The 12,985-nt window shown below is 38.3% G+C and carries 8 protein-coding genes, 2 tRNA genes and 2 rRNA genes; 7 read left to right on the top strand and 5 right to left on the bottom strand.

All coding sequences use genetic code 11. From position 1 onward, the window contains the following. The 4 genes from rrf (QS62_RS02830) to QS62_RS02815 form a co-directional block, all read left to right on the top strand. Positions 1-102, top strand: a 5S ribosomal RNA gene (gene rrf / locus QS62_RS02830); the annotation flags it as partial. A gap of 50 nt (positions 103-152) precedes the next feature. Beyond that, positions 153-268, top strand: a 5S ribosomal RNA gene (rrf, locus tag QS62_RS02825). A gap of 12 nt (positions 269-280) precedes the next feature. Further along, positions 281-357: transfer RNA gene (locus QS62_RS02820), tRNA-Asp, on the top strand. 30 nt (positions 358-387) lie between these two features. Next, positions 388-463 (top strand) — tRNA-Trp (locus tag QS62_RS02815). Positions 464-716: 253 nt separating this feature from the next. On the opposite strand, the gene ygfZ is transcribed toward QS62_RS02815, so the two are convergent. The 5 genes from ygfZ to QS62_RS02790 all read right to left on the bottom strand — a co-directional run bounded on the left by ygfZ (position 717) and on the right by QS62_RS02790 (position 8,304). Beyond that, positions 717-1,610 (bottom strand): tRNA-modifying protein YgfZ, encoded by an 894-nt coding sequence (ygfZ, locus tag QS62_RS02810; RefSeq protein ID WP_066105607.1) that lies wholly within the window; start codon positions 1,608-1,610, stop codon positions 717-719. Positions 1,611-1,664: 54 nt separating this feature from the next. Continuing rightward, positions 1,665-3,443 carry a DEAD/DEAH box helicase gene (locus QS62_RS02805; RefSeq protein ID WP_066105605.1) on the bottom strand — a complete coding sequence of 593 codons (1,779 nt, stop codon included), beginning with the start codon at positions 3,441-3,443 and terminating at the stop codon, positions 1,665-1,667. A gap of 44 nt (positions 3,444-3,487) precedes the next feature. Next, positions 3,488-4,408 carry a lipoprotein NlpI gene (gene nlpI / locus QS62_RS02800; RefSeq protein WP_066105602.1) on the bottom strand — a complete coding sequence of 307 codons (921 nt, stop codon included), beginning with the start codon at positions 4,406-4,408 and terminating at the stop codon, positions 3,488-3,490. A 92-nt stretch (positions 4,409-4,500) separates the two neighbouring features. Then, positions 4,501-6,654, bottom strand: a complete 2,154-nt coding sequence (pnp, locus tag QS62_RS02795) for a polyribonucleotide nucleotidyltransferase (RefSeq protein ID WP_066105599.1) — start codon at positions 6,652-6,654, stop codon at positions 4,501-4,503. A gap of 267 nt (positions 6,655-6,921) precedes the next feature. Continuing rightward, entirely contained in the window at positions 6,922-8,304 is a 1,383-nt protein-coding gene (locus QS62_RS02790) for a DASS family sodium-coupled anion symporter (protein ID WP_414146314.1), read from the bottom strand. A gap of 358 nt (positions 8,305-8,662) precedes the next feature. Here QS62_RS02790 and glpA point away from each other — a divergent pair, with 358 nt between their 5' ends. The 3 genes from glpA to glpC are packed head-to-tail and all read left to right on the top strand — an operon-like array spanning position 8,663 to position 12,865. Further along, positions 8,663-10,336: an anaerobic glycerol-3-phosphate dehydrogenase subunit A gene (gene glpA / locus QS62_RS02785; RefSeq protein ID WP_066105593.1), complete on the top strand. Its 1,674-nt coding sequence runs from the start codon at positions 8,663-8,665 to the stop codon at positions 10,334-10,336. Next, positions 10,326-11,603, top strand: coding sequence for a glycerol-3-phosphate dehydrogenase subunit GlpB (glpB, locus tag QS62_RS02780; RefSeq protein ID WP_066105590.1), 1,278 nt, complete (start codon positions 10,326-10,328; stop codon positions 11,601-11,603). The genes glpA and glpB overlap by 11 nt, the downstream gene beginning before the upstream one ends. Further along, positions 11,600-12,865 (top strand): anaerobic glycerol-3-phosphate dehydrogenase subunit GlpC, encoded by a 1,266-nt coding sequence (gene glpC / locus QS62_RS02775; RefSeq protein ID WP_066105587.1) that lies wholly within the window; start codon positions 11,600-11,602, stop codon positions 12,863-12,865. Before glpB ends, glpC begins: the two co-directional genes overlap by 4 nt. Positions 12,866-12,985: the final 120 nt, after the last annotated feature.

Below are 12,985 nucleotides of genomic sequence, written 5' to 3'. Positions count from 1 at the left end.
TGCGATAGTCCCACCTGAATCCATGCCGAACTCAGAAGTGAAATGTCGTAATGCCGATGGTAGTGTGGGGATTCCCCATGTGAGAGTAGGTCACTGCCAGGTTTTTATTTTTTAAGTGTATTTGCTCAAGTATATTTAAAAAATAAGATTTTTTTGGCGATAATAATGCAACAGACCCACCTGAATCCATGCCGAACTCAGAAGTGAAATGTTGTAATGCCGATGGTAGTGTGGGGATTCCCCATGTGAGAGTAGGTCATCGCCAATTCCCCAATTTCGCGGAGCGGTAGTTCAGCTGGTTAGAATACCTGCCTGTCACGCAGGGGGTCGCGGGTTCGAGCCCCGTCCGTTCCGCCACTTAATTTATACCACGTAATTTATACCAATAGGGGCGTAGTTCAATTGGTAGAGCACCGGTCTCCAAAACCGGGTGTTGGGAGTTCGAGCCTCTCCGCCCCTGCCATCCATTAATTTATATATTTCATTTCTTTTTTACTGTTATCTCTAATGTTATTAGTATTTATACCATTGCCAAGTACGTTTAATTGGTAAAACGCTATACCCCGTAAGGGCAAATAATTTATAGGTTCAACTCCTATCTTGGCATGTAATATTTGAAAAAATCATCTTCTCTATTAACTTATTTATTCAGCTGTTATTCATAAAAAGGATTGAAGAGACACTCTTCAATCCTTTTTCATCAATTCAACAAATTATCATGCTTCTTCAAGCATTGGATTTGCGATGAGTTGGTAAGTACTGCCATTTTCGTTTAAACGAAATAGAGTATCTGGTGTAATGTCTTTATTAAGCACGACTTGTAACCAAGTTTGTTGATTATAGTGGGCAGCATTAATAATCGTACCAGTACGACGCCAACCGTTTTCTAACGCCATTTCAACACCAGTACCAATGTCTGCATTTTCCAGACTTTCGCTTACTAGCGTAAACATTGCGAATTTATTAGCACCACGATATTTTGCACGAGCAATGGTTTCTTGCCCAATATAACAGCCTTTACTGAAAGAAACAGCTTGTTCTAAATGCTGCAAATTAAGTGCTTGTGGAATAAATTCACCTTGAGATGCACTATTAAATAATGGAGTGCCATTAAAGATATTTAAGGCTTTCCATTGTTCAATTTCTTTACCGACATCTAAGGTTTGGCTTGTAAGCAATAAATAGTAATCTTGTTCAGCAGTAATATGAATCAGAGTCCCTGCATCATTTTGTGATACTGCAAGATCATTGTTACATTTTATTGGTAGTTGATCTGGTGTAAATGCGTAAAGTGAAAGATGTTGTTCAGTGAAGGTAACTTTAGAAAATACAGCGTATTTTTTTAATTGCTCTAGTGCGGTGGGTAATAAACTTTGTTCAAAGATAAACCAAAACTGTTCTGGTGAGAACTTGACCAAGCGGAAAAGTGAAATCATTTTTCCTTTAGGATCACAATGCGCAGCTAACGTAGAACTATGTTCCGGCATTTTCACTACATCACAAGTGAGTTGTCCTTGCAAAAATTTTTGACTGTCTATACCTGCAATTTCAATGACGCGATAATCAGTTAATGTGGTAGCAAGTTGTGTGATTTTATTCAATGTTTGCATAATTTCTCCTTAGAGATGACAAATAGGGCTTGCCAAAACAAGCCCTATTTTAAATTAACGATTTGCAAATTTCTTACGATTCTCTTTAAATTTCCGTTCTTTTCCAGAGGAACGACTGTTCTTATGGAAAGTATCATGATCACGTGATTTCTTACGTGCAGAGTGTTTGTGATCGTTAAATTCTACTTGAGCTGCTTCGAGTAATGACATTTTCATTGGCTTACCGACAACATAGGTACGTTGGAAATGTTGCAATAATCCTTTTGGCATTTCAATAGGCAATTCAACTGTCGCATGATGTTCATATAATTTGATATGTCCAATATAGCGACTACTTAGATTGCCTTCATTAGCAATAGCACCAACAATATGACCAACTTCTACACCATCAGCACGACCGACCTCAATACGATAAACATCCATTGGCATACTATTATTATTTCTTGCACCACGACGTTCTGCTGAGCGAGGATTTTCACGACGTTCACGCTCTTTGCGTACCGGTTTAATTTCAGGATCTGGCGGTAGAATTAGTTTCTGTTTTCCTTGTAATAACATCATCATTGCTGCTGCGATATCCTCTTGTGATTGGTCGGCAGCAAAAATATCTTCTAATAAGCTACGATAAAGCTCAAGATCATGATGCTCTAGCTGTGCAGTGATCTTTTGTCTGAATTTTTCACGTCTAACTGTTTGTAATTGTTCATGATTCGGTATTTGTACTTCATCAACAGTTTTCTTCATTAAACGTTCAATATTACGTAAATGGCGTCTTTCTCTTGGTTCAACGAATAACAATGCGCGACCAGCACGACCGGCACGACCAGTACGACCGATACGGTGAACATAAGATTCAGGATCAAGAGGAATGTCATAATTCACTACTAGACTAATACGTTCAATATCAATACCACGTGCAGCAACATCTGTTGCCACTAAAATATCTAAACGTCCATTACGTAATTTATCTAAGGTTTGTTCACGTAATTGCTGTGTCATATCACCGTTAAGTGCAGCACAACGTAAATTATTTCTCTCTAATAATTCAGTGATTTCTAGAGTAGCACTTTTCGTTCTGGCAAAAATAATGGCAGCATCAAATTCTTCAACTTCCAAGAAACGCACTAATGCTTCGCCTTTTTTAAAGCCATTTACCAACCAGTAAGATTGTGTAATATCAGGTGCAGTTTGTTGTGTTGATTGAATTTTAATTTCTTGCGGATCGCGCATAAAACGACGAGTAATACGACGAATTGGTTCAGGCATTGTTGCAGAGAATAATGCAGTTTGGTGATTTTCTGGCAATTCAGCCATCACAGTTTCTACATCTTCAATAAAGCCCATACGCAACATTTCATCAGCTTCATCTAATACGATCGCTTTGAGTGAACTGAGATCTAATGTTTTGCGTCGAATATGATCCAAAATTCTTCCCGGGGTACCAACAACAACTTGCGCACCTTGTTTTAATGCACGAAGCTGAATGTCATAACGTTGTCCGCCATATACGGTGACGATATTGATACCTTTTAAATTTTTCGCGAATTGTTCGCACGCATCAGCAACTTGAATGGCTAATTCACGTGTTGGTGCCATTACTAATAGTTGCGGATATTTTTTTTCTATTTCGATATGTGTTAAAAGCGGTAATGCAAATGCCGCTGTTTTTCCGCTACCGGTTTGTGCCATACCTAGCACATCTTTGCCATCTAGTAGATATGGAATACAAGCTTGTTGAATTGGTGATGGATTAACGAATCCTAAATCTGAAATTGCAGATAAAAGTGTTTCTGGCAGACCAAGATCTGCAAAAGTTAAGGTTTGTTCTGTCATGTAAATACCAAAAGTATAAAGTAATTTTTGTAATGAGTATGGCGTTATGGCTGACTTTGTGGTCGAACTTTCGTTTCACTTAAACGTAATAATTCTAATAATGCAAAGCGATATTCTACAAAGCTATAGACTTGATTAACCATAGCCAATTTAAATAGCGTAATTGCATCTTGTTTGTTATGTAACATCAATTGCTGTTTCGCTAAATAAAAGTAGGTTTCGGTTAAGACTTCTGCATATTGTGATTGAGATTTTTCCGCATACTGTTTTACTCGTTGTTGTAATTCAGTTAATGAAATCTCATCTAAATAATATTGCACAATATTTGTTCCCCAATATTCATTAGATAATTTGGTAGAACGTTGTTTAAGTAATGCCAATGCTTGATTTGGATTTTGTTTTACTTCATTGAAGTAGAGCCACAAAACACGATAAGGATTGGCAGTTTCCTCTTGATAAAATTTAAGAAAATCGTCTTCTGCTTCAGTATAGCGATTCGAATAATAGAAACTTAAACCTCGGTTAAAGAAAGCATAACTGTAATTAGGATCAAGTGTTAATACAGCATTAAAGTAATCAATTGCTGCATCATAGTCCCCTTCAATTAGGGCATAAATCCCTAAATAATTATAAGCATCTGCCATTTTAGGTTTGAGCTGGATCGCTTGTGAAAAATCGAAGCGAGAGAGCGTCCAAAGACCAAGGCTGTCATAAAGTACACCTCGTTCAAAGTAGAACGCTGCACGATCTTCTCTCGTCATTTTTTCTAATTGCAAAACTTGGCTGAGTTTGGCAATCACAACTTCTTGATCAAGATGTTCCTGAGGTTTGGTATCAGAAAATATAAGTTGTGAATCGGTTCCTAATACACTTAATGGCGAGGTACTACAACCTGCAATAAATAGCCATAGGGAGAAAAAAGGAAAATAAAATAATGAACAAACTCTCTTCTGCAACTGACACATGATACTGCCTTTAAATTAGCACTAAGCTCAACATCACTGGCAAAAACACCGCGATAATTTTTGGTATCGCGGTGTTATTCGTCATTGCTTAATTACGCATCCGCTGAAGATTCTTCAATCACATTTTCTTCATCTGTTACAGACGAAGTTTCATTTGCTGGTTGTAAATCTTTCATTGTTAAACGGATACGACCTTGACGATCAATTTCCACTACTTTCACTGTAACTTCTTGACCAACTTGTAGATAGTCAGTGACTTTTTCTACACGTTCTTCAGAGATTTGTGAAATGTGGACTAATCCCTCTTTGTTACCTAATACGGTAACGAATGCACCGAAATCAACGATACGAGTGACTTTTCCTTGATAGATTTTGTTAACTTCAACTTCAGCCACAATATCTTCAATTTTCGCCATTACCGCTTTAGCTGCATTGTTATCAGTTGCAGCGATCTTCACTGTACCATCATCATCGATATCAATTGAAGTACCGGTTTCTTCAGTTAAGCTACGAATTACCGCGCCACCTTTACCGATAACATCTTTGATCTTCTTCGGATCGATCTTCATAGTATGAATACGCGGAGCGAAATCAGAGATATCTGCACGAGGAGTTTGGATCGCTTGTTCCATTACATTCAAAATGTGCATTCTTGCGCTTTTCGCTTGATTTAACGCAATTTGCATAATTTCTGGTGTAATACCTTCGATCTTAATATCCATTTGTAATGCAGTAACCCCAGTACGAGTACCTGCTACTTTGAAGTCCATATCGCCTAAGTGATCTTCATCACCAAGAATATCTGACAATACGACGAATTTATCATCTTCTTTAACTAAGCCCATTGCGATACCTGCAACAGCCGCTTTAATTGGTACACCAGCATCCATTAATGATAACGAAGCACCACAAACAGAGGCCATTGAAGATGAACCGTTTGATTCGGTAATTTCAGAAACAACACGCACAACATATGGGAATTCAGCTAAAGTTGGCATTACTGCTGCAACACCACGTTTTGCCAAACGACCATGACCAATTTCACGACGTTTTGGTGAACCAATTAAGCCAGTCTCACCCACTGAGTATGGAGGGAAATTGTAGTGGAATAAGAAATGGTCTGCTCTTTCACCTGTTAATTCATCGATGATTTGTGCATCTCTTTCTGTACCAAGCGTGGTAATCGCTAATGCTTGGGTTTCACCACGAGTGAAGATTGCAGAACCATGAGTACGTGGTAATACGCCAGTACAAATATCTAACGCACGTACAGTATCAACGGTACGACCATCAATACGTGGTTCGCCTGCTAAGATACGGCTGCGTACAACACGACTTTCTAATTCATGAATAATGTCGATGATTTTGCCTTCAGTGATGGTTTCATCTTCACTATTTTCAGCAAGAATTGTTGCACAAACTTCTGCTTTAATCGCATCAATTTGTTCATAACGCGCTTGTTTTTCAGTGATACGATAAGCTTCGCCTAAACGAGCTTCTGAAAGTTCTTTAATACGGTTAATTAAAGCTTCATTTTTCGCAGGTGCTTGCCATTCCCAACGTGGTTTACCAGCTTCAGCAGCGAATTCTTTAATTGCTTCAATAACTACTTGTTGTTGTTGATGGCCAAAGACCACTGCAGCAAGCATTTGTTCTTCAGTTAAAATATCAGCTTCAGATTCCACCATTAATACGGCTTTATCAGTACCAGCAACCACTAAATCTAAACGGCTTTGTTTTTGTTCAGACATAGTTGGGTTAAGTACGAATTGATCGTTAATAAAACCAACACGTGCAGCACCAATCGGGCCATTAAATGGTACACCAGATAAAGTTAAAGCAGCAGATGCGCCAATCATTGCAACAAGATCTGGGCTGATTTGTGGATTCACAGAAACAACAGTAGCAATAATTTGGATTTCATTTAAGAAACCTTCTGGGAAGAGTGGACGAATTGGACGGTCAATTAAACGAGCAATTAAGGTTTCGCCTTCTGATGGACGACCTTCACGTTTAAAGAAACCGCCAGGAATACGTCCTGCTGCATAGCTACGCTCTTGATAGTTAACAGTTAATGGAAAGAAATCTTGACCTTCTTTCACATCTTTTTTCGCTACTACGGTAACGAATACACTAGTGTCATCCATACTAGCCATTACTGCTGCAGTTGCTTGACGTGCGATCGCGCCAGTTTCCAGCGTTACTGTATGTTGACCATATTTAAATTGTTTCACAAATGGAGTCACAATTTTTTCCTCATAAAATAGTTAAAAATTAAAGTGGATTGATTTGTAATGACCCGTTTGCGACTAGCAAAAATATTCTCAGCGATAAAAATATTTTTGTTAGCCGCACACAAAACGAGGTATTACAAAAGCGCATCATTATAACGTGATTTTGACTTTATGGCAGTTAATTTTCAGAAATTTCTTTAATGAGCAGATCAGTAGGATCGTAAAAAATGGTACGAGGATCGAATCTTCGTACCGTTTTGTTTTTGTTCATATTGGAATTTATAACCAGAACACATAAGCATAAGTAGCGATCAAGAATACACAGAATAGATTGAGATAAATACCTGCCTTGATCATTTCTTTTTGTTTAATTTCTCCTGTACCAAATACGATAGCATTAGGCGGTGTTGCAACTGGTAACATAAAGGCACAAGACGCACCTAAACCAATGATAAGTGCAAGACCAATCGCCGGCATACCGAGCGCTTCAGCAATGGAAATAAAGATTGGAACGAGTAAAGCAGCGCTCGCAGTATTGGAAGTAAATTCGGTTAAGAAAATAATAAACGCAGCCACGACTAAACCAATAAGATAGAAATGTCCACCTTGGATAATAAATACGATACCGTCAGCCATGACTTTACTTGCACCAGAATCTTTTAATACTGCACTTAATGTCAAACCACCGCCGAATAACATAAGCACGCCCCATTCCGTATTGTCTTGGATTTGTTTCCAAGAAGAAACACCAGTAATACAGATAAGTACCGCAGCAAGTAAAGCAATAAAACTATCGAAACTGGCTATTTTTCCTGTTAAGCCAAAGACAGACGAGATAAGCGGATTAATGCTGCTGCTAAAAATCCAGCATAATGCAATAAAGACGAAAATGCCGAGTGTGGTAGTGCGTTGTGGCGTCATCTCAATTGCTTCAAATTCAAAGTTAAATGACTTCTCAAATTTAGGACGAAATACCAAATATAATGTACCAATCATAATTGGCATTAATAAGATCATAATTGGTAAGCCATATTGCATCCATTGTGAGAAATTTAGATGTAATTGAGAGGCAACGATAGCATTTGGTGGGCTACCAACAAGCGTTCCCATTCCGCCAATACTTGCACTATAAGCAATCCCTAATAACACAAAAACATAAGTATTGTGATGTCTTTCTTTATCAAGGTTACCCAAAATCCCCATAGCTAATGGCAACATCATTGCCGCGGTTGCGGTATTACTCATCCACATTGATAAGAATGCCGTTACCGTAAATAGATAGATGACCGCAACCAATAAATTGCCGCGAGCAAGCGACATAATTTTATTAGCAATTAATCGGTCAAGTTTTTGAATATGTAATGCGGTAGCTAAAGCAAATCCACCAAAAAAGAGGAAGATTGTTGGATCGGCAAATGCAGCTAACGCTTTTTTCGTATCAGTTAAACCTAAAGCAATCGCCAAGATTGGTACCAATAAAGCGGTTACGGTGACATTAAGTGCTTCCGTTAGCCACAAAATACCAATGAATACCAATAAAGCTAATCCTTTATTTACTTTTAGATCAAATGGTAGGAAGAATAACAGGAGAAGCGATAATATAGTATCCGCAATCAGAATTTGGTTAGACCGACTCAAAAATGTTTTTGATGTTGAATCCATGTTCATAACTTAATCCTTTTGTGTTATTTGATAAATCATCACATACACTATAACAAAGATGATTAAATTTAACGGAAGAAAAAATCATTTCTGTGAGCAAGTGAACAACTTTTATCGTATTTCTTATTTTCTCCATTTTTATTACTGACAAATCTCAATAAATCTACTTTTTTACAGCGCAGATACTGGAAAAAAATGATGTAAAAAATCTTTTTTATAAATAAAGTGTGATCTGGTCAGCAAATTTGTTCTTTTTCAATCAAATTTTGATTTTTTATTTTCTTTTTGAGTTAAAATACTTCTAAATTTTCGTATTGGAATAATTTATTGTATTTTTTGTGTGTTGGAGGCTTCAAATATGACAAATCGGCAGCTAAATTCAACCACACCTCATTGGGAAACAGACGTCATTATCATTGGTGGTGGGGCAACAGGTGCAGGAATTGCGCGAGATTGTGCATTACGAGGACTTCGCTGTATTTTATTAGAACGACGAGATATAGCGACAGGAGCAACAGGACGTAATCATGGTTTATTGCATAGTGGGGCAAGATATGCGGTAAATGACCATGAATCTGCCGAAGAGTGTATTAAAGAAAATATGATCTTAAAGCGGATTGCTCGTCATTGTGTAGAAGATACCAAAGGATTGTTTATCACGTTGCCAGAAGATGATTTGGCATATCAAAAAACCTTTATTGAAAGCTGTCAAAAAGCGGGTATTGAAGCGATTCAAGTTGAACCTGAATTAGCAAAACGTTTAGAACCTTCGGTTAATCCTTCTTTAGTTGGTGCGGTGGTGGTGCCTGATGGAACTGTCGATCCATTCCGTTTAACAGCAGCAAATATGTTAGATGCGAAAGAAAATGGTGCAACCATTCTCACTTATCACGAAGTAGTGAAATTGTTGCGTGAAGGTGATCGTGTTATTGGTGTAGAAGCTTTTGATCATAAACGAAAATTAACTGGTCGTTTTTATGCACCATTAGTAGTGAACGCTGGAGGAATTTGGGGACAAGGTATTGCAGAATATGCTGATTTAAAAATTAAGATGTTCCCAGCCAAAGGTTCACTATTAATTATGGGACACCGTATTAATAATTTAGTAATCAATCGTTGCCGTAAACCAGCAAATGCCGATATTTTAGTGCCGGGTGATACCATCTGTGTTATCGGGACTACTTCTGATCGTATTCCATATGATCAAATTGACAATATGGTGGTGACACCGCAAGAGGTTGATGTGTTATTTACCGAAGGGGAAAAACTAGCTCCGTCATTACGTCATACTCGTGTATTACGTGCTTATGCCGGTGTGCGTCCGTTAGTAGCAAGTGATGATGATCCGTCAGGACGTAATGTGAGTCGGGGAATTGTGTTGCTTGATCATGAAGAACGTGATGGTTTGAAAGGTTTTATTACCATTACAGGCGGTAAATTAATGACTTATCGCTTAATGGCAGAATGGGCAACAGATTTAATTTGTAAAAAATTAAATCACCAAGCTGAATGTAAAACCGCGAACCAACCTTTACCTGGTTCACAAGAAACCGCAACGGAAACACATCAACGTATTGTTTCCATTCCAAATCCAATTCGTATTTCGGCAATTTATCGTCATGGGGCACGCGCAGATCGTCTATTGGCGGAACAGCGCCTTGATCGTAGTTTAGTCTGCGAATGTGAAATGGTGACTGCTGGTGAAGTGCGTTATGCTGTTGAAGAGTTAGATGTCAATAATTTAGTGGATTTACGCCGCCGTACCAGAGTCGGTATGGGAACTTGCCAAGGCGAGCTTTGTGCTTGTCGTGCGGCAGGTTTGATGAGTCGTTTTAATGTGATCTCGGCACAACGTTCTACTACACAACTCTCTTCATTTTTAGAAGAGCGTTGGAAAGGTATTGAACCAATCGCGTGGGGCGATGCGATTCGTGAAGCAGAGTTTAGCAGCTGGATTTATTTTAGCTTGCTAGGGTTAAAACAGGTGAATACACAAGTAACAGACGAAGGGACGGATAAAAATGAATTTTGATACTCTCATTATTGGCGGTGGCTTAGCTGGATTACTTTGTGGTATCAAATTACAACAACAAGGCCAACATTGCGCCATTATTACTGCTGGACAAAGTGCGATAGATTTCTCTTCTGGTTCATTAGATTTATTGAGCTATTGCAACAATGAACAGGTGAACAATTTAAAAGCAGGATTACAACAATTAGCAACGCAATCTGCTACACATCCATATAGTTTGCTTGGTGCTGATAAGGTGATTAATTACGCGGAAGATTTTGAGCAATTAGCACAACAATTACAGTTACCATTCCAAGGCAGCTGCCAACAAAATCATTATCGCATTACGCCATTAGGTTCATTACAACCTGCGTGGTTATCACCAACTAATGTTCCGACCTTAGCAATGGACGATACGATGTTTGCTTATCGTTCAGTGGTGGTATTAGGTATTGAAGGCTTCCATGATTTCCAACCGCATTTATTGGCGGCAAATTTGAAAACGCTACCGCAGTTTGCTGAATGTGAAATTAATTATGCCTTTTTGCATATTCCGGAATTAGATCATTTAAGAACTAATGCACGTGAGTTTCGTAGCGTCAATATTTCACAAGCGCTTGAACATAAATTGAAATTTGATGAATTAGTACAAGAAATTAAACAAGCCGCCGGCAAAGCGGAAGCTGTCTTTTTACCTGCTTGTTTTGGTTTGGATAATGACGATTTCTTTATGCAATTAAAGCAAGCGACGAAATTAGCTTTATTCGAGTTGCCGACTTTACCGCCATCATTATTAGGTTTACGTCAACATTATAAGTTACGTCGTGAATTTCAACGTTTAGGTGGCGTATTGATGAATGGCGATACCGTTTTGCGTGGTGATTTCGAACAAGGAAAAGTGGCAAGAATTCATACGGCATTACATGAAGAAATTACCTTGAGCGCTGACAATTATATTCTTGCGACTGGTAGTTTTTTCAGTAATGGATTAGTCGCTAAATTCGAAAAAATTGTTGAACCAGTGTTTGAGTTGGATTTAATTGCCGACAAAGATCGTTTGCAGTGGACAACACACCGTTTTGCCGATGCGCAACCTTACCAACATTATGGAGTGAAAATTAATGCTCAAGGTCAGGTGATGAAAAATGGTGAAACTGTGCCGAATTTATTTGCAGTAGGTTCGGTAATTGGTGGTTTTAGCGGTTTGCATGAAGGGTGCGGTTCTGGGGTATCCATTGCAACGGCTTTTAATGTGGTTGAATCTATTTTAGCGGGAGGCAAGCAATGAATTTACAACAATTAATCGCTCAAGCTGAACAAACTCATCAACAACCTTATCACGATTCTAGTTTTGAAAGCTGTATCAAGTGTACGGCCTGTACCGCAGTATGCCCGGTATCACGCAATAATCCAGCTTATCCAGGGCCAAAACAAGCCGGCCCTGATGGCGAACGTTTACGTTTGAAAAATCCAATGTTATATGATGAAGCGTTGAAATATTGTACCAACTGTAAACGTTGTGAAATTGCTTGTCCGTCAGGCGTGAAGATCGGCGACATTATCGTACGAGCCAGAGATCATTATGGTAAAGGCAAAGGTAAGAGTAAGATCCAAAAATTAAGAGATGCGATCTTAAGTAATACAGATCTTATGGGAACAATGAATACGCCGTTTGCGCCAATTGTGAATACCATTACTGGCTTAAAAGCGACACGTTTCTTATTAGATAAAACCTTAAAAGTAGATCATCGTCGTAGTTTGCCAAAATATTCGTTTGGTAGTTTCCGTAATTGGTATAAGAAAAATGCTGCACAACAGCAAAGTTTATATAAAGACAAGGTTGCGTATTACCATGGCTGTTATGTGAACTACAATAATCCGGAATTGGGTAAAGAGTTAATTAAAGTCTTTAATGCAATGGATATTGGGGTGGTATTACTAGAAAAAGAAAAATGTTGTGGCTTGCCGTTAATGGTGAATGGTTTTCCACAAAAAGCGATGAGTCAGGCGGCATTTAATATCCAACAATTGGAAAAAGTGGTGGCGGATAAAAGTTTAGAAATTGTCGGCACTTCCTCAAGCTGTACTTTGACCTTAAAAGATGAATATGAGCATATTCTTGGTCAAGATAATAGCAAGGTAAAAGGGCATATTAATTTAGTCACTCGTTATATTTATCAATTATTGGAAAGCGGCGAAAAAACATTGCCATTAAAACCGTTGCCATTACGAGTTGCTTATCATACCGCTTGCCATATGGAGAAAGCTGGTTGGGTACCTTATACCATTGAATTATTGCGTAAAATTCCGGGATTGGAATTGGTAATGTTGAATTCACAATGTTGTGGTATTGCTGGGACTTATGGCTTTAAATCAGAAAACTATGAAACTTCACAAGCGATTGGTAATTCACTATTCCAACAAATTGAATCGGGGAATTTTGATTACATTATTTCCGATTGTGAAACCTGTAAATGGCAAATTGATATGTCAACCAGCCGTACTTGTTTGCATCCAATTACTTTATTGGCAATGGCATTAGCAAAATAGGTTGAGAATGAGTTGATTTAAACTGAATACCTCGTCGCGGCGAGGTATTTCAGACCGCTGACAAACCTAAATTTTGTCACAAACTTCTATAAAATAGCTTTAGGTTCCCTCTCACTCTTG

Origin of the sequence: Gallibacterium salpingitidis, from assembly GCF_001678495.1 — a bacterium.
Taxonomy (GTDB): domain Bacteria; phylum Pseudomonadota; class Gammaproteobacteria; order Enterobacterales; family Pasteurellaceae; genus Gallibacterium; species Gallibacterium salpingitidis.
The sequence above is the reverse complement of the archived record's forward strand: the minus strand, read 5'-3'. Positions and strand labels throughout refer to the sequence as shown.

Bases quoted from the DNA above. Each gene is read 5' to 3' on its own strand.
- ygfZ (WP_066105607.1), bottom strand. From the start codon at position 1,610: ATGCAAACATTGAATAAAATCACACAACTTGCTACCACATTAACTGAT.
- QS62_RS02805 (WP_066105605.1), bottom strand. From the start codon at position 3,443: ATGACAGAACAAACCTTAACTTTTGCAGATCTTGGTCTGCCAGAAACA.
- nlpI (WP_066105602.1), bottom strand. From the start codon at position 4,408: ATGTGTCAGTTGCAGAAGAGAGTTTGTTCATTATTTTATTTTCCTTTT.
- QS62_RS02790 (WP_414146314.1), bottom strand. From the start codon at position 8,304: ATGGATTCAACATCAAAAACATTTTTGAGTCGGTCTAACCAAATTCTG.
- glpA (WP_066105593.1), top strand. From the start codon at position 8,663: ATGACAAATCGGCAGCTAAATTCAACCACACCTCATTGGGAAACAGAC.
- glpB (WP_066105590.1), top strand. From the start codon at position 10,326: ATGAATTTTGATACTCTCATTATTGGCGGTGGCTTAGCTGGATTACTT.
- glpC (WP_066105587.1), top strand. From the start codon at position 11,600: ATGAATTTACAACAATTAATCGCTCAAGCTGAACAAACTCATCAACAA.